At 72.4% G+C, this 18525-nt stretch carries 20 protein-coding genes; 10 read left to right on the forward strand and 10 right to left on the reverse strand.

Annotated features, from left to right (window positions below):
* Positions 1-20 precede the first annotated feature (20 nt).
* On the forward strand, positions 21-941 hold the full coding sequence (locus ACGFIM_RS04435; protein ID WP_393194445.1) for an FAD binding domain-containing protein: 921 nt from the start codon (positions 21-23) through the stop codon (positions 939-941).
* A gap of 200 nt (positions 942-1141) precedes the next feature.
* Here the strand turns inward: ACGFIM_RS04435 and ACGFIM_RS04440 are convergent, their stop codons facing one another.
* The 3 genes from ACGFIM_RS04440 to ACGFIM_RS04450 all read right to left on the reverse strand — a co-directional run bounded on the left by ACGFIM_RS04440 (position 1142) and on the right by ACGFIM_RS04450 (position 3409).
* A complete protein-coding gene (locus ACGFIM_RS04440; protein ID WP_393194448.1) occupies positions 1142-1936 on the reverse strand; it encodes a glycerophosphodiester phosphodiesterase family protein in 795 nt (264 codons plus the stop codon).
* Positions 1937-2001: 65 nt separating this feature from the next.
* A complete protein-coding gene (locus ACGFIM_RS04445; RefSeq protein WP_393194451.1) occupies positions 2002-2730 on the reverse strand; it encodes a TetR/AcrR family transcriptional regulator in 729 nt (242 codons plus the stop codon).
* A gap of 70 nt (positions 2731-2800) precedes the next feature.
* Positions 2801-3409: a TetR/AcrR family transcriptional regulator gene (locus tag ACGFIM_RS04450; protein WP_393194454.1), complete on the reverse strand. Its 609-nt coding sequence runs from the start codon at positions 3407-3409 to the stop codon at positions 2801-2803.
* A 96-nt stretch (positions 3410-3505) separates the two neighbouring features.
* On the opposite strand from ACGFIM_RS04450, the gene ACGFIM_RS04455 reads away from it, so the two are divergent.
* From ACGFIM_RS04455 to ACGFIM_RS04485, 7 genes are all read left to right on the forward strand, one after another.
* Positions 3506-3928, forward strand: a complete 423-nt coding sequence (locus ACGFIM_RS04455) for a nuclear transport factor 2 family protein (protein ID WP_393194457.1) — start codon at positions 3506-3508, stop codon at positions 3926-3928.
* Positions 3925-4743: an ergot alkaloid biosynthesis protein gene (locus tag ACGFIM_RS04460; protein ID WP_393194460.1), complete on the forward strand. Its 819-nt coding sequence runs from the start codon at positions 3925-3927 to the stop codon at positions 4741-4743. The genes ACGFIM_RS04455 and ACGFIM_RS04460 overlap by 4 nt, the downstream gene beginning before the upstream one ends.
* A gap of 86 nt (positions 4744-4829) precedes the next feature.
* Positions 4830-6329 (forward strand): ABC transporter substrate-binding protein, encoded by a 1500-nt coding sequence (locus ACGFIM_RS04465; RefSeq protein WP_393194463.1) that lies wholly within the window; start codon positions 4830-4832, stop codon positions 6327-6329.
* The gene (locus ACGFIM_RS04470) at positions 6329-7288 is read left to right on the forward strand and encodes an ABC transporter permease (protein ID WP_393194466.1); all 960 of its coding nucleotides are present in this window, start codon (positions 6329-6331) and stop codon (positions 7286-7288) included. The genes ACGFIM_RS04465 and ACGFIM_RS04470 overlap by 1 nt, the downstream gene beginning before the upstream one ends.
* Entirely contained in the window at positions 7285-8079 is a 795-nt protein-coding gene (locus ACGFIM_RS04475; protein ID WP_393194469.1) for an ABC transporter permease, read from the forward strand. Before ACGFIM_RS04470 ends, ACGFIM_RS04475 begins: the two co-directional genes overlap by 4 nt.
* Positions 8076-8870: an ABC transporter ATP-binding protein gene (locus ACGFIM_RS04480; protein WP_393194472.1), complete on the forward strand. Its 795-nt coding sequence runs from the start codon at positions 8076-8078 to the stop codon at positions 8868-8870. The genes ACGFIM_RS04475 and ACGFIM_RS04480 overlap by 4 nt, the downstream gene beginning before the upstream one ends.
* Positions 8867-9619, forward strand: coding sequence for an ABC transporter ATP-binding protein (locus ACGFIM_RS04485; protein WP_393194475.1), 753 nt, complete (start codon positions 8867-8869; stop codon positions 9617-9619). Before ACGFIM_RS04480 ends, ACGFIM_RS04485 begins: the two co-directional genes overlap by 4 nt.
* On the opposite strand, the gene ACGFIM_RS04490 is transcribed toward ACGFIM_RS04485, so the two are convergent.
* A complete protein-coding gene (locus ACGFIM_RS04490) occupies positions 9616-11661 on the reverse strand; it encodes a SpoIIE family protein phosphatase (protein ID WP_393194478.1) in 2046 nt (681 codons plus the stop codon). The two genes, ACGFIM_RS04485 and ACGFIM_RS04490, sit on opposite strands and share 4 nt — an antisense overlap.
* 92 nt (positions 11662-11753) lie before the next feature.
* Positions 11754-12476 carry an SDR family NAD(P)-dependent oxidoreductase gene (locus ACGFIM_RS04495; RefSeq protein ID WP_393194481.1) on the reverse strand — a complete coding sequence of 241 codons (723 nt, stop codon included), beginning with the start codon at positions 12474-12476 and terminating at the stop codon, positions 11754-11756.
* Positions 12477-12575: 99 nt separating this feature from the next.
* On the opposite strand from ACGFIM_RS04495, the gene ACGFIM_RS04500 reads away from it, so the two are divergent.
* Both ACGFIM_RS04500 and ACGFIM_RS04505 read left to right on the forward strand, forming a co-directional pair.
* Entirely contained in the window at positions 12576-13196 is a 621-nt protein-coding gene (locus ACGFIM_RS04500) for a TetR/AcrR family transcriptional regulator (protein WP_393194484.1), read from the forward strand.
* A 164-nt stretch (positions 13197-13360) separates the two neighbouring features.
* On the forward strand, positions 13361-14164 hold the full coding sequence (locus ACGFIM_RS04505; protein WP_393194487.1) for an IclR family transcriptional regulator C-terminal domain-containing protein: 804 nt from the start codon (positions 13361-13363) through the stop codon (positions 14162-14164).
* Positions 14165-14189: 25 nt separating this feature from the next.
* Here ACGFIM_RS04505 and ACGFIM_RS04510 read toward each other — a convergent pair whose 3' ends face one another.
* Genes ACGFIM_RS04510 through ACGFIM_RS04530 form a run of 5 tightly spaced genes read right to left on the reverse strand, consistent with a single transcriptional unit; the run spans position 14190 to position 18372 of the window.
* Entirely contained in the window at positions 14190-15146 is a 957-nt protein-coding gene (locus ACGFIM_RS04510; RefSeq protein ID WP_393194490.1) for a zinc-binding alcohol dehydrogenase family protein, read from the reverse strand.
* Entirely contained in the window at positions 15146-15508 is a 363-nt protein-coding gene (locus ACGFIM_RS04515) for a hypothetical protein (RefSeq protein ID WP_393194493.1), read from the reverse strand. Before ACGFIM_RS04515 ends, ACGFIM_RS04510 begins: the two co-directional genes overlap by 1 nt.
* A complete protein-coding gene (locus ACGFIM_RS04520) occupies positions 15505-16371 on the reverse strand; it encodes an extradiol ring-cleavage dioxygenase (RefSeq protein ID WP_393194496.1) in 867 nt (288 codons plus the stop codon). Before ACGFIM_RS04520 ends, ACGFIM_RS04515 begins: the two co-directional genes overlap by 4 nt.
* A complete protein-coding gene (locus ACGFIM_RS04525; RefSeq protein ID WP_393194499.1) occupies positions 16364-17173 on the reverse strand; it encodes a citryl-CoA lyase in 810 nt (269 codons plus the stop codon). Before ACGFIM_RS04525 ends, ACGFIM_RS04520 begins: the two co-directional genes overlap by 8 nt.
* Complete coding sequence (locus ACGFIM_RS04530) at positions 17170-18372, reverse strand: CaiB/BaiF CoA transferase family protein (protein WP_393194502.1); 1203 nt, start codon at positions 18370-18372, stop codon at positions 17170-17172. Before ACGFIM_RS04530 ends, ACGFIM_RS04525 begins: the two co-directional genes overlap by 4 nt.
* Positions 18373-18525 lie beyond the last annotated feature (153 nt).

The following is an 18525-nucleotide window of genomic DNA, read 5'->3' on the forward strand; positions in this document are numbered from 1 at the left end:
CATCCCGAAGGGACCAGACGTTGACCGTCTCCACCGATCTCCTCCAGGCCGCCCGGCACGGCGTGCCGCGCGCGGGCGGCACCGACCTGATGAGCCGGCGCGTGGCCGGGCCGTTCGTGGACCTGGCCGGCCTGCGCGACGCACCCGCAATATCGGGCATCACCTGGCAGCCGGACGGCTCCGCCCGCATCGGCGCGCTGACCACCGTCGCCGAGGTGGCCCGCGATGAACGGCTGCGCGCGGCGTACCCGGCGCTGGCGCTGACCGCAAGCGGGCTGGCCACCCCGCAGATCCGAGCGGTGGCCACCGTCGGCGGCAACCTGCTGCAGCGCAACCGCTGCGCGTACTACCGCAACCCCGCCTTCACCTGCCACCAGGACGGCGGCGACTCCTGCCCCGCCCGCGCAGGACAGACCCTGTACGCCGCCGTCATCGACACCGGCCCCTGCCTGGCACCCCACCCGTCGTCCCTGGCGATGGCGCTGCTGGCGTACGACGCGGTCGTGGAGGTGCCCGGCAGGGACCCGTTTCCGATCGCCGGGTTGTACGGCGACGGCTCGGACCCCACCCGCGACCACCTGCTCGGCCCCGGCGAGCTGCTCACCTCCGTGCACCTGCCGCCCCCGGTGGCCGGGGAACGCGGCGCGTACCGCCGCGCCATCACGCGCGCCGAGGCCGAGTGGCCGCTGGTGGAGGCGGCCGCCCGCCTGGTCATGGACGGGTCGAAGGTGACGGCCGCCGCCGTGGCGGTCGGCGGCGTCGCCCGGGTGCCGCTGCGGCTCGGCGAGGTCGAGGACGCGGTGCTCGCCGGCCGGCCCTTCGAGACCGCCGCCGGGCTCGCCGCCGCCCGCTGCACCCCGACCGCCCGCAACGCCTACAAGGTCACCCTGCTCACCGCGACCATCCTGGAAGTCCTGGAACGCGCCGCATCCCCCGCCTGAAGCCGCCCCGCCGCCAGCTCGACGGGCCGGTTCCGAGATCCACCCACCGGGCCGCCCGCCGATCGCCCCGGCGAGGGACGGCCGGGAGGCGCCTCGCCCGCTCACCGGCGATCAGCGACGGAACGCCCGGCAGGACCAGGCGCCCGGAACGGGGGCGGGCGCCTGCGACAGCGGCGAGTCGGGGGCCGGGTCATCGGGGGTCAGATGCACTTGCCCTGGAGCCAGGCGCGGTACTCCTTCGTGTAGTTCGTCATCACGCTCTTCGGCGCCTGGGCCAGCACCTCCGTCCAGCGGGCGGTGTTGCCGGTCCAGGACGGCGGCGGTTCCTCCCAGCCGACGCTGTCGGTCCAGCGGGCCTGGGAGCCCTTGAGCAGTCCAGGGTGGCGCTTGGCGAGCTCGGACTGGATCCAGGAGTCGTTGGAGTAGACGAGGATGCGCATCGACGCCTGGCGCTCCTTGATCGGGTCGGAGACCTCCTTCCACGCCTGTGCCCCGTACGTCGGGTCGGACAGCACGGGCCGGGCCTCCGGCTTGATCTCCAGCAGCGCGATCATGCCCCGCGACTTCACGTGGTCCAGCCACTGCCGTAGCGTGTGCACCTTCTGTCCCTTGTAGGGCCCGCGCGTGATGCTGCGGTCGCGCAGGTTGTCGCTGCCGGCGGCCCACCACAGGTCGGTGATGTTCTTCCTGGTGCCGGTCAGGCCGTTGGTCGTGGTGTTGTGCCACATCACGGCCTTGGTGCCCTGCTTGGTGACCTGAACGTCCCCTTCGACCCCGTCGGCGCCCCACGCCTTCTGGTCGTCGATGCCGCGGGCGTGGTTGGGCTGGCGGATCTGGTCACGGTCCCAGGGGTTCGGCCCGGTGGGGTAGCCGCCGTGGCCGAAGACCTCGGGGCAGGCGACGGCGGCCGGGCGGGCGTGCGTCGCAGGTGCCGCGAGCGTCGTGCCGAGCGCGGCCAGCGTGGAGAGTAACGCCGCCTTTGTCATGATCGTCATGCCTGCTGGCTCCCTGACGTCGGGGATGATCGGCACGGGCAGGCTATGCGGCGCCCGCTGGACGATCAAGCACGTGACGAAGCGGCCCCGTTCGCGCCGCCGCCGGCGGGTCCTTCATCAACGCGGCCACCGTCGCCGGCGCGCCCCTTGGAGACGGCGTGCCTCTTGGAGACGGCGCGCCCCTTGGAGATATCGCGGCCGTCGTCTGCCGCCCCTTCGGCGACGCCGCCGTTGTCGATCAGGACGCCGTTCAGCAACGCGTTCAGGTAGCGGGAGGCGACGCCCGGGTCGCCGGGGTGCGGGGTGTGGTTGACGGCGTACGCGATCCCGCAGATCAGCACGAGCAGGTCGAGCGCGTCGATGCCGGGCCGCATGACGCCGTCGGAGACGGCGCGGGACAGCAGGTCGCGGAGCAGCCCGGCCAGCTCGTCGCGCAGCTCGCGGGTGCGTTCTGTGGTGGGCGCGGGGCCGAGCGCTTCGGCGGCGAACGCCTTGTCCTCGAGGTAGGCGGTGAGCCCGTGCTCCAGGATGTCGCGCAGGGCGGCGCGGACGTCGGGCGCTGCGGTGGCCCGCCTGACCTCGTCGATCAGCTCCTCGAACCGCTGCTCGGCGAGCGCGGCGAGCAGCGCCTCGGGGGTCGGGAAGTGCCGGTAGACGGTGCCCACGCCGACGTCGGCCTCCCGGGCGACGGCGTTGAGCTGCAGGGTGGCGCCCGCGTCGAGCATGGCTCTGGCCGTCTGGAGGATCTGCCGGCGGTTGCGGGCGGCGTCTTTCCTCAGCGGTGTGGCGGGCATGTGCCCCACCTTACAACCGGATACGCTATCCGCGTCATCCGCGTCATCCGCGTCGTCCATGTCATTCATGTCATCCACGACCCTCAGACGGGGTGGCCCGCAGGGCACGCAACAGCGTGTCGGTGAGGTCGTCGAGATAGGACGGGCCGGCCTCGGCGGCGCGTACGGCCAGCCGCCAGTAGACCGGTGCGGCGATCAGGTCGAGGGCGAGCTCGATGTCGGTGTCCTCGGGCAGCTCGCCGCGCGCGATCGCGCGCCGGAAGATCTCGGCCGTGCGCTCCCGCTTCGGCTCCCCCACCAGCAGCCCGACGACCTCGCCCAGCTCGGGGTTGCGGGCCATCTCGGCCACGAGGTCGGGCAGGATGCTCGCGAAGCGCGGGTGGGTGAGCCACCGGGCCACGGCCTCCAGGGACGCGCGCAGGTCGCCGCGGAGTGTGCCGGTGTCGGAGACCTTGATCATGGCGATGCTGTAGTCGCGGATCACCGCCATCGCCATCTCCTGCTTGGACTTCCAGCGGCGATACAGCGCGCTCTTGCCGACCCCGGCCCGTTTGGCGACGCCCTCCATCGACAGCCTGGCGTAGCCGTGCTCGGCCAGCTCGTCCAGCACGGCCTCGGTGATGGCCTCGGTGACCTGGGGCTGCAGCACGGCTGCGCCGGTGGGAGTGCGGCGGCTCATGGCTCCGCAGTTTACCGATTGGACGATACGGGACCGTTCCGTCTATATTCACCGACGGGACGGTACCGTATCGTCCTGACGCTGAGAGGATCAGAAATGAACGCTGCCGAGCTGGTCGAGCGCGGCATCGAGCTGCTGCTGGCCAAGGACATGTCGGGTTTCGCGGACCTGTGGGCGGAAGACGGCGCGATCGAGTTCCCGTTCGCGCCTCCGGGATACCCGCGCAAGCTGGAGGGGCGCGAGGCCATCAGGGAGTACCTGCGCGACTATCCCCAGATCTACGACGTGCGGGAGGTCGCCCGTAAGGTGATCCACCGGACCGAGAACCCGGAGGTGGTGGTCGTGGAGCTGGAGCTGGCCGGGATCGTGCCGCGCAGCGGGGAGCCGTACCGGATGGAGTACGTCGCGATCATCACCGTGCGGGACGGCGAGATCCGCCACTACCGCGACTACTGGAACCCGCTGCAGGCCGCCAGGTCGCTGGGCGGGCCGGAGGCGTTCAGCGGGGGTGCGGCATGAGCGAGGTCCTGGTGATCGGCGCGACCGGCACGACCGGCTCGCGGCTGACGTCCTTCCTGCGCGAGCGCGGCGTGCCGGTGCGGCCCGCGGCCCGCAAGGCCGACCGGCCGGGGTTCGTGCGCTTCGACTGGACGGAGCCGGAGACCCACGCGCCCGCGCTGTCCGGTGCGCGCGCCGTCTACATCCTGCCGCCCCCGGCGGTTCCCGAGCCGGCCCCGCTGGTGGAGCCGTTCCTGCACGAGGCGGTACGCCAGGGCGTGCGGCGCGCGGTGCTGCTCGGCACGTCGGCGCGCCCCGAGCGCACGCCCGGGGCGGCCGCGCTGTACGAGCTGGTCCGGACGATGCTGCCGGAGTGGGCGGTGCTGCGGCCCTCGTGGTTCATGCAGAACTTCGCCGGCCGGGCCATCGCGCTGCGCCGCCGCGACGGCGAGCTGATCTCCGCGACCGGCGCGGGCCGGGCGGCGTTCGTGGACGCGGGCGACATCGCGGCCGTGGCCGGGCACGCGCTGACCGACCCCGAGCCGCACAACACCGAGCACGTGATCACCGGCCCCGAGGCGCTGAGCTACGACGACGTGGCCGCGCTGCTCACCGAGCTGGGCGCGGGCCCGCTGCGCCACCGCCCGGTCGGCCAGGACGAGCTCGCCGCACACTTCGCCGCCGCCGGCATGCCGCGCGCGTACGCGGAGCTGCTGGCCGCGCTGGACACCGACATCAGCACCGGCTCCGAGGACCGGGTCACCGACACGGTGGAGCGCGTCACCGGCCGCCCGCCGCGCTCCTTCCGCGACTTCGCCGCCGCCGAGCTGCGCTGATCGCGGGGGCCGAGAACACACCGAACCGGGCAAGGAGGTATATTCCGCTAAACCTACTAATTTGGTAAGCAATGGTGGAGTTTACGTTGAACAGGAAGTTCGCCGGCGTCGCGGTCGCACTGGCCCTCGCACTCGCCGCGTGCGGCTCCGGCCCGGAGGACGCGTCGCCCAGCGGCGCCCCGGCCGCGCCGGCCACGATCGAGATCGGTTCGCTCTACGAGCCGCAGAACCTCGACAATACCGCCGGCGGCGGCCAGGGGATCACCGAGGCGTTCAACGGCAACGTGTACGAGGGCCTGTTCCGGCTGACCGACGAGGGCAAGGTGGAGCCGCTGCTGGCCGAGAGCCACACGGTCTCCGACGACGGCCTGACCTACACGTTCACGCTGCGCAAGGGCGTGACGTTCCACTCGGGCAAGGCGCTGACCGCCGATGACGTCAAGCGCAGCATCGAGCGGGTGACGGCGAAGGACTCCCAGTCGGCCCGCAAGAGCAACCTCGAGGTCATCAAGTCGGTCGAGGCGCCCGACGACGGCACGGTCGTGGTGAAGCTGAAGCACCGCTCGATCTCGCTGATCTACAACCTCAGCTACGTCTGGGTGGTCAACGCCGACGCCAAGGACCTGGCGACGAGCGCGGACGGCACGGGACCGTACAAGCTGGGGTCGTGGAAGCGCGGCTCGACGCTCAGCCTGGAGCCGTTCCCCGGCTACTGGGGCCCCAAGCCGGCCAACGGTGGCGTGGTGTTCCACTACTTCACCGACGCATCGGCGCTGAACAACGCGCTGCTGACCGGCGCCGTGGACATCGTGACCAGCGAGCAGAGCCCGGACGCGCTCGCGCAGTTCGACAACAACCCCGACTACAAGGTCAGCGAGGGCAAGTCGACGACGAAGCTGCTGCTCGCGTTCAACGACCGCAAGGCGCCGTTCGACAAGCCGCAGGTGCGCAAGGCGGTCGCGGCGGCCATCGACGACGCCAAGCTGCTGGAGTCGGTGTGGGCCGGGCACGGCACGCTGATCGGCTCGATGGTGCCGCCCACCGACCCGTGGTACGAGGACCTCACCTCGCTCGACACCTACGACCCCGAGGCCGCCAAGCGCGAGCTGGCCGCCGCCGGGTACGCCAAGGGCTTCCGCTTCACGCTGGACACCCCCAACTACGACCCCCACCCGACGGCCGCCACGTTCATCAAGAGCGAGCTGGCCAAGGTCGGGATCACCGTGGACATCAACGTGATCACCGCCGACGAGTGGTACACGAAGGTGTACAAGAACCACGACTTCGCCGCCACCCTGCAGGAGCACGTCAACGACCGTGACGTGGTCTGGTACGGCAACCCCGACTTCTACTGGGGTTACGACGACCCGCAGGTCTCCCAGTGGATCGAGGAGGCCGAGCAGGCGCGTACCGAGGCCGAGCAGACCGAGCTGCTGAAGAAGGCCAACAGGAAGATCGCCGAGGACGCCGCGAGCGACTGGCTCTACCTGTACCCGCAGATCGTGGTGGCCTCGTCCGACCTGTCGGGCTACCCGGTCAACGGCCTGAACTCGCAGTTCTACGCCTACGGGATCAAGAAGGGCTGATGGGGCGCTACCTGCTGCGCCGTACCGCGTTCCTGCTGGCCTCCTTGCTGCTCGCGGCGTCGCTGCTGTTCGTGCTGCTGCGGTTGCTGCCGGGCGATCCGGCCAACGCGCTGCTGCCGATGGGCGCGACGCCCGAGCAGATCGCGGCGGCGCGCCACGAGGTCGGCTCGGACCTGCCGCTGCCGCGGCAGTACGCGGCCTGGCTGGGCGACCTGGTCAGGCTCGACCTCGGCACCTCCTACATCAGCAAGCTGCCGGTCGGCGAGGAGATCGCCGGCCGGCTGGCGGTCACCGTGCCGCTGACGCTGCTCGCGTTCGCGCTGGCGGTGCTGGTGGCGCTGCCGGTCGGGTTCCTGGCCGCGTACCGAGCGCACCGCTGGTACGGCGCGCTGCTCAGCGGCCTGTCCCAGCTCGGCATCGCGGTGCCGGTGTTCTGGATCGGGATGCTGCTTGTGACGGTGTTCGCGCTGAAACTGCGGCTGCTGCCGGCGGGCGGCTTCCCCCGGCAGGACTGGGCCGAGCCGGGGCGCGCGCTGACCTCGCTGGCGCTGCCGGTCGTGACGATCGCGCTGGTGATGTCGGCGTCTTTGATCCGGTACGTCCGCTCGGCCACGCTCGACGTGCTGACCGCCGACTATCTGCGCACGGCGCGGGCCATGGGCGAGTCGTTCGCCGGGGCGATGTGGCGGCACGGCCTGCGCAACGCCTCGGTGCCGGTCATCTCGATCCTCGGCATCGAGCTCGCGACCACGTTCCTCGGCGCGGTGGTGGTGGAGAGCGTGTTCGCGCTGCCCGGCCTCGGCACCATGCTGGTCAAGGGCATCGCCGAGCACGACTATCCGGTGATCCAGGGCGTGCTCGCGGTCAGCACGCTCGCGGTGCTGGTGATCGGGTTCGCCGCCGACGTGGTGCAGCGGCTGGTGGACCCGCGGCTGCGGACCAGGCTGGGGCGCTCATGAAGTCGTTCGTGACGGGCTGCGTGCTGGTCGGTTTCGTGGTGCTCGTGGCGGCGGTGTCGCTGGTCTGGCTGCCGTACGATCCGGCCGACACCTCGGGCGGGCGGCTGGCGCCGCCGGGCGGCGCGCACCTGCTGGGCACCGACAAGCTGGGCCGCGACCTGCTCACCCAGCTCATGATCGGCGCCCGCATCGCGCTCGCGGCCGGTGCCGGGTCGGTGCTGCTCGGCGGGTTGCTCGGGGTGGCGGCGGGCCTCGCGGCCGGGTTCGCCACCCGCTGGCTCGACGACGCGCTGGCCGCGGTGCTCGACGCGCTCATCGCCTTCCCGACGCTGCTGCTCGCCATGCTGGTGGTGGCGGTGCGGGAGGCGTCGCTGGGCTCGGCGATCCTCGCCATCGGGCTCGCCATGTCGGCGGTGGTGGCCAGGCTGACGCGGGTGCTGGTCAAGCGGGTGCTGGCGCAGGACTACATCGCCGCGGCCCGCACCTCGGGCGGCTCGTGGCCGCGGATCATCGCCGAGCACGTGCTGCCGAACATCTGGCCGACGCTCATGGTCAACCTCGCCCTCCAGCTCGGCCTCGCGGTGCTGGCCGAGGCGTCGCTGTCGTACCTGGGGCTCGGCCCGCCGCCGCCGAACGCCTCGTGGGGCCGGCTGCTGCAGGAGGCGCAGGCCACGGTGCTCACCGCCCCGGTCGGCGCGATCGCGCCGGGCCTGCTGCTGGTCGTGCTGGTCATCGGGACGAACCTGGTGGCCGACGGGCTGCGCGGCCTCGGCGGAGGGAGGTCCCGGTGAGCGAGCTGCTGTCGGTGGAGAACCTGTCGGTACGCCGCGACGACGGCCACGAGCTGATCCACGGCCTGTCGTTCGCTCTCGGGCCCGGCGAGCGGCTCGGCCTGATCGGCGAGTCCGGCTCCGGCAAGTCGCTGACCGCGCTCGCCGTGCTCGGCCTGCTGCCGCCCGGCCTGACCGCGCACGGCAGCGTGCTGCTGTCGGGCACGCAGGTCGTCGGCGCGCCGGGCAGGCGGCTCGACCGGCTGCGCGGCCGGGCCGCCTCGGTCGTCTTCCAGGAGCCGCTGACCGCGCTGGACCCGCTGATGCGCATCGGCAGGCAGGTCGCCGGGCCGATCAGGCGGCGGCGCGGGCTGCGCGGCGCGGCACTGCGCTCGGCGGTGCTGGCCGCGCTCGACGAGGTCTCGCTGCCGGAACGCGTCGCGCGGGCGTACCCGCACGAGATCTCCGGCGGGCAGCGGCAGCGGGCGGCGATCGCGATGGCGCTGGCCTGCGAGCCCGCGCTGCTGATCGCCGACGAGCCGACCACGGCGCTGGACGTCACCGTGCAGGCCGAGGTGCTGGCGCTGCTCGACCGGCTGATCGCGGCCAGGGACATGGCGCTGCTGTTCATCGGGCACGACCTGGCGGTGGTCGCGGGCGTGGCGGACCGGCTGATCGTGCTGAAGGAGGGCTCCGCGGTGGAGTCGGGAAGGACGCGGGACATTGTGCGCGAGCCACGCCACCCCTACACGCGGTCTCTGGTGGACAGCGCCAGGGAGCTGGAGGCCGAGCTGGATCGGATGGCGCCATGACGATCATGGAGGCGCGCGAGGTCGGCTTCGCCTACCGGGGCGGGGCCGAGGTGCTGTCCGGCGTGTCGGTCGAGGTGACGCGCGGCCGTAACCTGGCCATCGTCGGCGAGTCGGGCGCGGGCAAGACGACGCTGCTGCGGCTGCTGCTCGGGCTGGCCAGGCCGACGTCGGGGCAGGTGCTGTTCGACGGCAGGCCGGTGACGTCCGCGCGGGACCGGGAGTTCCGGCGGGCGGTGCAGCCGGTGTTCCAGGACCCGTACTCGTCGCTCGACCCGCGCCAGCGGATCCACAGGATCGTCTCCGAGCCGCTGCGGGCGCTGCGCGCCTGCCCGCGCGACGAGATCGGTGACCGGGTGGCCGAGGCACTGCGCTCGGTGGGCCTGCCCGCCGACGCGGCCGAGCGCTACCCGCATGAGTTCTCCGGCGGGCAGCGGCAGCGCATCGCGATCGCCAGGGCCATCGTGTGCGAGCCGCGGGTGCTGCTGGCCGACGAGCCGGTCAGCGCGCTGGACGTCTCGACCCGGGTGCGGGTGGTCGAGCTGCTGAAGGAGCTCAGCGCCGCGCGCGACCTGACCGTGGTGATGGTCTCGCACGACCTCGCGGTGGTGGCCGCGCTGTGCCAGGAGATCGCGGTCATCGAGCGGGGCAGGATCGCCGAGCGCGGGGCCGCCGCCGACGTGCTGGGCGCGCCGTCGCACCCGTACACGCGGCGGCTGGTGGAGAGCGTCCCCCGGCTCAGCCGGTACTAGTCGCCGTCGGTGTCGGACGCGGGCGGCAGGCGCAGCGCGATGACCGCGATGTCGTCGAGCCCGGTCGTCGGCAGGCTGCTCAGCACCTGGTCGCAGAAGCGCTCCAGAGAGCAGCGGGCGAGCGAGCAGGCCAGGCGGCGCAGCCGTTCGAGGCCGTCGTCGATGTTCTCGCCGGGCCGCTCGATGAGCCCGTCGGTGTAGAACAGCACCGTGGAGCCGGACGGAAGCGGCTCGATGCTGGAGCGGCAGCCGTCCTCGTTCGGGAAGCCGAGCAGCGGGTTGACGCAGCTCTCCAGGAAGCGGCCCACGCCGTCCGCGGTGACCAGCAGCGGCGGCGGGTGTCCCGCGACCGCGTAGTTCAGCCGGTAGCGGCCGCCGTACTCCTCGATCCTGGCCAGCACGCACGTCGCGGTGACGTCCGACGACAGCGAGCCCATCGCGATGTTGAGCCTGTTGAGGATCTCGCCCGGCGGCTCGCACCGGTCCATGGCGAGGGCCCGCAGCATGTTGCGGATCTGGCTCATCGCGACGGCCGCGCCGAGGTCGTGGCCCGCGACGTCGCCGATGGCCATGACGGGGACGCCGTCGGGCAGGATGAACGAGTCGTACCAGTCGCCGCCCACCTCGGCCGCCGACGGGCTGGCCCGGTAGCGGGCCTCGATGCGCAGGTCCGCAAGCTTGGGCGGCTCGGCGAGCAGGCTGTGCTGCAGGGCCAGCGCGATCTGCTGCGTGCGCTGAAAGCGCATGGCGCCGCTCAGCGCGTCGTGCGCGTGGTCGAACATGCGGCTCAGCAGGGCGACGTCGGCCCTGCTGATCGGCGGGCGATCGCCGCAGGTCATCAACGTCACGACGACGGGCACCGCGCCGTCCACCACGACGGGCAGCACGACGATGCTGTTCGCCTTGTTCGCCACCATCCACTGCTGCGACCACGACGGCGCCACGCCCGCCGGCGGGCAGCCGGGCGGGAACCGCTTCGACATCGGGCGGCGCCGCCGCGCGGCCAGCACGACCCAGTTGTCGGGCGGCAGCCGCTCCTCGCCGTACGAAGGCAGGCGGGGCAGGCCGGGCCGCGCGGCCGTGGCGACCCGCTCGACCACGAACGGCGCCCCGCTGCGCTGCTCGCCGGTGAGGTCGGTGACGAGGTGGACGCCGCAGCCGTCGGCCAGCTCCGGCACGATGACGTTGGCGACCGCGCCGAGCATCTCCTCCAGGTTGGTCCGCTCGGCCGTGGCGGCGGCGGCGCGGTCGAGCAGCTGCTGGCTGCGCTGTTCCTGCCACTGCTGCTCGATGTCGGTGCAGGTGCCGACCCACTCCACCAGCTCGCCGTGCTCCTTGATCGGCACGCCCTTGACCGCGTAGTGCCGGTAGGTGCCGTCGACGGTGCGCAGCCGGTAGGCGTACTCCCAGACCTCCATCCTGCCGACGGCCTCCGCCCACGAGGCCATCGTCGCCTCCCGGTCGTCGGGGTGCACCATCGTCAGCCAGCCCCGCCCCTTGTACTCCTCCCACGGCTGGCCGGTCACCCGCTCCCAGCTCGGGCTGCGCTCGATCACCTCGCCCGTGGGCCCGGCCACCCAGAAGATCTCGGCGCTGACCCGCATGAGGCTCTGGTAGCGGCGCAGGATGTGGCTGCGCTCCTCGGCCAGCGCCTCCACCTGCCGGGCGGCCGTGATCTGGTCGGTGACCTCCACCGCGACGACCAGCACGCCGTACTCGCCGCCGCCGAACGACACCCGCGACAGGCTGGAGGTGAAGTACCGGTCCGGCTCCGCGGTGCTGGCCGGGGCGGCGGTGAGCACGACGGGCTCGCCGGTGGCGTACACCTGGTCGAACAGCTCGCGGTAGCGCACGCGGTGCCCGTCGGCGAACGACGCGTGCAGCGGCGACCCGATCGGGCGGTCGCCGAGCTGCTCGCGGTAGGCCTTGTTGGTGTAGAGGAGCCGGTGATCGGCCCCGCGCGTCACCGCCACACTGACCGGTGCAGGATCCAGCACCTCGAACGGCAGCCCGCTGATAGCACGATCACTCTCATCCCCCATCGTGACCTCCCCCGATGGTCACATCTCCCCTCATGCCTACCCCTGTCCGGCCCGCGCGGAACGCCGGGTTCCGCCGTACCTTGCCGGGTCCGTCACAGGGCGCTGAACGTCTCCTCCGCGCGGTCGCGCCTGGTGACCATGTCCCAGGCGGTGCCGGCGATGGCGTCCGGGTCGAGTGTCTTGGCACCCAGCGCGGCGAGGCGGGCCGGGTCGGCGGCGATGTACCGGTGGATGTCGCCGCCCTCGATCAGCCCGCCGATCGTCAGGCTGCCGGCGTAGACGCCCTGCCCGGCCAGGGCGGCGTGGAGGGTCAGCGCGTACGTGCGCAGCGCCGCCGCGGCGGGTGCGAGCGCGCCGAGCGGCGGCATCGGCAGGACGGCGCCGAGCCCGCTGGCGAACAGCAGCCCGCCCTCGCCCCTGTCCACCATGCCGGGCAGGACGTGGCCCACGACGTCGACGGCCGCGTACACCACGCCCATCGCCTTCCTGACGTCGCCGGAGGTGGTCTGGGTGATCGGCTCGGGCATCGCGGTCACGTCGGCGGCGCCGGGGCCGTAGTAGAGCAGTCCGACCGGGCCGAAGCGGACGGTGATCTCGTCGAGGGCGGCGAGCACGCGCTCGCGGTCGTGGACGTCGGCGGCGAACCCGGCCGCTTCGACGCCCGCGGCGGCCAGCTCGGCGACGTAGCCGGGGTGGCGCTCGGGCGAGCGGGAGATCAGGGCGACGGCGTAGCCCTCGGCGCCGAAGCGGCGGGCCATGGACATGCCGAGTCCAGGGCCTGCTCCGACGATGACGGCGGTCTTGCGTGGGGGCATGGCGAATCCTCCCGAGGCAAAGTTGAGGGTTATCTCAAGTTCTTGCCCGCGACCGTACCACAAACTTGAGGGTCTCCTCAGATTCGTATGATGAGGAGCATGGCAGCCGGACCCAAGCCGCTGCGGTCGGATGCCGCGCGCAACCGCGACAAGCTCCTCCTCGCGGCCACCGAGATCTTCGCCGACCGCGGCCTCGACGCCCCGCTCGAACACATCGCCCGCCGCGCCGGGGTCAGCATCGGCACCCTCTACAACCACTTCCCCACCCGCGAGGCGCTGCTCGCGGCGGTCCTGCCCGGCCGGCTGGCCGCGCTCGAACGGATCACCGAGGCCGCGCTCGCCGACCCCGACCCGTGGGACGGGTTCGTGACGTTCCTCGAGGGGCTCTTCACGCTGCAGTCGCAGGACCACGGACTCAACGACGCGCTGACCCGGGGGTTCACGCTCGCCACCGACGTGCTCGACGTCTGCAAGCAGGGCTTCCTCGACGCGGAGCGGATCGTCGCGCGGGCCAAGGAGGCGGGCAGGCTGCGCGCCGACTTCGGCATGCCCGACCTGGTCACCCTGATCTGGGCGATGTCGCAGGTCATCCGCGAGTCGATGGACACCGCGCCGGACACCTGGCGGCGCTGCCTGTCGTTCTTCCTCGACGGCCTGCGGGCCGAAGCCGCCCATCCCCTGCTGCCCGGCGCGCCCACCCTGACGGACAACCGTCCGTAGAACGATCGCTTGGCAACGCCTGCATCACTTCACCCGTACCCTTGACCCTGTAAGCGCGGTTGAGACGGCACCGCTATGCTCTCCTCGGCCGCCGCTGTGCGGACATCCGGCCGCGAAGGTCTAGAGTCGGGTCCTGCGGGACCCCGACGCAGGGAGGCGTATCCATGGCACGTGCTGACACCGGCCCCGACTTCATCGAGGCGCTCGCACGCGGCCTCGACGTCATCAAGGTCTTCCAGCCGGGCCGGCCGGTCATGTCGCTCACGGAAGTGGCCACCGCCGCCGGGCTCGCACGGCCCACCGCCCGCCGCATCCTGCTCACCCTCCAGGAGCTGGGCTACGCCCGCAGCGAGCCGCGCGGCTACGCGCTGACGCCGCGCGTGCTGGAGCTCGGCGTGTCGTACGTGCGGTCGATGGGGCTGTGGGAGGTGGCGCGGCCGCACATGGAGCGGCTGGTGGAGCGGACGCACGAGTCGTCGTCCATCGCCCAGCTCGACGGGTCCGACATCGTGTACGTCGCCCGCGTCTCCGTCCCCAAGATCGTCACACTGTCGGTGCAGATCGGCACCCGGTTCCCCGCCTTGCAGACGTCGCTCGGCAAGGTGCTGCTCGCCGCGCTGCCGCCCGAGGAGGTCGATCGCGTGCTGGCCGAGCCCAGCCGCTCCGGGGTCGAGCCGCGCTGGCGTCCCGGCGTGGCCGAGCGCGAGGCGGCGCTGCGCGAGGTCAGGGCCAGGGGGTGGGCGCTGACGGACGAGGAGCTGGCGCTCGGCATCCGCAGCGTGGCCGCGCCGCTGCGCGACGGGCTCGGCAACGTGATCGCCGCCATCAACGTCAACGTCAACGCCGCCGAGACCTCGGTCGAACGGCTGGTCGAGGAGTACCTTCCGCTGCTGCTCAAGACGGCCGGCGCGATCAGCGCCGACTGGGCCGCCTACGACACCGTCCCCCACGCCACCCTCACCCCCTGACACCTGCGGGAGCGTCCCCGGCGGGTCAGGGCGGGGTGAGCACGAGGCGGCCGGGGGCGATGCCGGTGCCCTGGCGCTCCCAGGCGGAGGCGACGTCCTCCAGGGGGACCGCCTCGTGGTCCACGTGCAGCCGGCCCGAGACCGCGAGCCCGGCCACCGTCGCCATGACCTCGGCCCGCTGCGCGCGGGTCAGCTCGGTGTTGGTGTAGCCGAGCACGCGCAGGGAGCGGCTGCGCAGGGTGGAGGAGTCGAACGGCGCGGTCTCACCGGCGGAGGCGCCGAGGTTGACCAACCGGCCGTGCGGCCGCAGCACGCGGGCCGCCGCGGCGGCGGGGGCGCCGAAGAGCGGGTCGAGCACCAGGTCGAGCGGCCCGTCGCAGGCGCCGGCCAGGCGCTCGGCCAGCTCGGCCACGTCCTCGGTGTCCAGCCGGACGACGGCGTCCGCACCGGCCCGCGCGGCGCGCTCGCACCCGGCGGACGAGCGGGTCGCGGCGACGACCCGGCGCGCCCCGGCGACACGGGCGAGCTGCACGGCCGCCTGCCCGACGACGCCGCCCGCGCCCAGCACCAGCACCTGCTCGCCAGGAGCCAGCTCGCCGCGCCAGATGAGCGCCTGGTGCGCGGCCACCGCCGACAGTCCGAGCGCGGCGACGGCGACGGGATCGGCGCCGGTGGGCAGCTCGACGAGATCGCCGGCGGGCACGCACGCCAGCTCCGCCATGCTGCCGTCGCCCGGCGCCATCCCGGCCGAGGTGGGGAACCACACCAGCCGCCCGTCCACCGTCCCGACGCCCTGCACGCCCGGCACGTACGGCGTGGCGGGCACCCCGAAGTAGGAGGCGCCGCCGGCGCACAGCAGGTCGAGCGGCGTGATCGGGGCGGCGAGCACGCGCACCAGCCGTTCGGACTCCCCCGGCTCGGGGGCGGGCCGGTCGGCCGGGCGCGGCGGGCGGCCGCACGTGTCGATCTGCGCGGCCCGCATCACGTGGCGATGTCCGGATACGGCAGCCTGTGGTGCGACAGCCGGCGGGCGTACTCGTGCTGGAAGCCCAGCGGCTCGGGATAGTCGCGCTCGAACATCGCGATGAACAGCGTCAGCGTGAGGAACGGATGGGCGCCCAGCTCGAACAGCCTGCCGTAGTCGTGGGTGGCCAGCGCCTCGCGTTCGACGTCGTCGAAGCGCAGCCAGGTGGACGCCTCGCCGGAGTGGCAGTTGAGCAGGCGGTTGGAGTACTCGGCCTCCCACCACTCGACGGTCGCGCGCGGCTGCTCGCGGTAGCGCTCGACCAGCTCGGGATCGCGGTCGACGGTGAAGAGGAACTTGTTCAGCAGGTACTTGCTCATGCGCGCCCGCCTCCCTTGGGGTACCAGGTGAAGTACGCCTCCATGGTGTGGAACAGGTCGTAGGTGTCCACGTAGTCGGCCTTGGCGCCCTCGCCGGCGACGCCCATCATCAGCATGAAGTCCATGAAGCCGTGGGTGGCGTTGCCGGGGTTCCACAGGCTGTCGAGGGTGACCTCCGACAGGCAGCCCTCGATGTCGCCGGTGGAGATCCACTCGACGGCCTTGCGGTCGAACTCGGGGTCGGGGCCGTGCGGCCCGAACTGGCGGGGGCCGCCCAGCTCCAGCGACAGGTGCCCGGTGCCGATGACCGCCACCCGCTGGTCGCCGGGCCACGACTCGACCAGCTCGCGGATGGCCCGGCCGAGCTGGATGAAGCGTTTCGGCTGCGGCAGCGGCGGGGCGAAGATGTTGGTGTAGACGGGCACGATCGGCAGGTCGTTCTGCGGGCGCAGGGTGATGATCGGGCATGTGATGGAGTGGTCGATCCGCAGCTCGTTGGAGAAGGCGAGGTCGAAGCCCATGTCGATGCCGCCGCGCAGGATGTGGGCCGACAGGTCCTCCTGGCCGGTGAAGAACATGCGGGGCAGGCCGAACTCGCGTTCCTCGTTGTACCAGTTGGCGTCGTAGAAGGGCGCCTTGCCGACGAGGAACTGCGGCATGTTGTCGAGCCAGAACTGGTGGAAGTGGTCGGAGCCGACCATGACGAGGACGTCGGGGTTCGCCCTGGTCAGGGTCTCGCGGAAGGCCTCGACCTTGCGGACCCACTCGTCGGCGAACGGCGGCCGGTCCTCCCCGGTGGAGGTGGAGGCGCGGTAATAGAACGGGTGGTGCGTGGATGCGATGACCGCGACGAGTTCAGCCATGCAAACCTCCGTAGGGCTGGGGATCGATCGGCCGGTTGTTGAGGTCCACCGACAGGAAGATGTCGTTGGCGACGGGGTTGCGCAGCTCCTCCGCGAGCTGCCCGATGAGCCCCGCGGTCCTGGCCAGCAGGGCGAACGCGCGCAGCAGCTCCAGCGGCAGGCCGAGGTCGGCGAGCGCGGCCCCGCACACCCCGGCGCCGTTGAGCGGCAGCGTGCGGCCGAGCACCTGGGGGTGCACGCGGCCGATCGCGGCGAACAGCGACAGGTGGGGGCCGTAGAGTCCTTCCTCGGCGGCGATCTCGAACAGCCGGGGTGTGCGCGGGTCGCCTTCCTTATGCACGTGGTGGCCGAGCCCGGGGATGAGCTTGCGCTGTTCGCGGAACGTGCGCACGGTGCGCAGGGCGAGCTCGTCCCAGCCGGCGTCGTCGGCGGGCAGCGGGTCGCCGTGCTCGCGCAGCACGTCGTCGAGGAAGCGCCCGCAGTCCTCGGTGACGCCGAGGAAGCGCGAGCCGCCGCCGAGCAGGCCCGCCGCCAGCGCTCCCTGGACGGAGTCGGGCGCCGACAGGTACGTCAGCCGCGTCACGATCGCGGTCGGCGTGAACCCGTGGTCGGCCAGCGCGGCCAGCACGGCCTCGAAGACGCGCACCTCGCCGGGTGACGGGCGGCGCTGGGTGGCCAGCCAGAAGGCCAGCTCGCCGAAGCCCACCTCGCCCATGACGTCGTTCGCGAGGTCCTGCCCGAGCAGCGTGATCTTCTCCAGGGACGACGCTCCGAGCGCCGTGGGGTACTCGCGCCCGCTCATGCCCGCTCCCCCTCCTCGTCCGCCTCGTCGCTGGTGGCCAGCCATGTGCGCAGCTCCGCGCCGTGCTCGTCCAGCTCCGGTGGCGGCAACGTGTAGCTGACGGGCGTCTCCGAGAACCGGATGGGATGCCGCGTGGTCGGCACCGCGCGCTCGCCCTCGCCGGCCTCCACGATCGGGTCGAGGCCGAACCGCTCGGCCATGGCGAAGCCGCCGTCGATGGTCTGGATCGGCCCGCTCGGCACGCCGGCCTCGACCAGCAGCTCGAACCACTCGACGGCGCCGCGGGTGCGCAGCCGCTCGACGAGGATCGGGCGCAGCACGTCGCGGTTGGCGGTGCGGTCGGCGTTGCGGGCGAAGCGCGGGTCGTCGGCGATCTCGGGGATGCCGAGCACCTCGCACAGCTTGCGGAACTGGCCGTCGTTGGCGGCGGTGACGATGAGGTCGTCGTCGGCGGTGGGCAGCGGCTCGTACGGGAACACGCTGGGGTGCGCGTTGCCCATGCGGTACGGGATGACCCCGCCCGCCACGTACGCGGAGCTGTGGTTGACCAGCCCGGTCAGCGCCGAGGACAGCAGGTTGATCTCGACGTGCTGCCCGCGCCCCGTGGCGTCGCGGTGCCGCAGCGCGGCGAGGATGCCGATGACGGCGTGGTTGCCGGCCATCACGTCGAAGACGGAGATGCCGGCCCGGTACGGCGGCCCGTCGGGGTCGCCGGTGAGGCTCATGAGCCCGGAGATGGCCTGCACCATGAGGTCGTAGCCGGGTACGCGGGCGCCCTTGCCGGAGCCGAACCCGCTGATGGAGGCGTAGACGATGCCGGGGTTGGCGGCCTTGACGGCGTCGTAGTCGAGCCCGTACTTGGCCAGGCCGCCGGGGCGGAAGTTCTCGATGAGCACGTCGGCGCGCCTGGCCAGTTCCCTGGCCGCGGCGGCGTCCCCCTCGTCGCGCAGGTCGAGCGCGATCGAGCGCTTGCCCCGGTTGACGCCGAGGTAATAGGTGGACACCTCGCCGCGCGTGGGCGGCATCCAGCCGCGGGTGTCGTCGCCGTTCGGGCTCTCGACCTTGATGACGTCGGCGCCCAGGTCCGCGAGGAGCATCGTGGCGTACGGACCCGCCAGGATCCGGGAGAAGTCGGCCACCAGGACGCCGGACAGCGGCCCGCCCCCCGCCGGTCCGTGCTCTGCGGCGTCTCGTGTCATCCGGCCTTCCCTTCGTTCTCTCAAACGTTCGTTCAGCGGACACATGTCCGTAAACGGATTCTGGCACACCACCCCGCGCTCAGGCCACAGCGCAGAGGACACCCTTGACAGCACGTGATGCGCTCGTAGAGTTACCGGCACAGACATGACCGT

This window comes from Nonomuraea sp. NPDC049309 (assembly GCF_043196965.1).
Lineage (GTDB): Bacteria > Actinomycetota > Actinomycetes > Streptosporangiales > Streptosporangiaceae > Nonomuraea > Nonomuraea fastidiosa.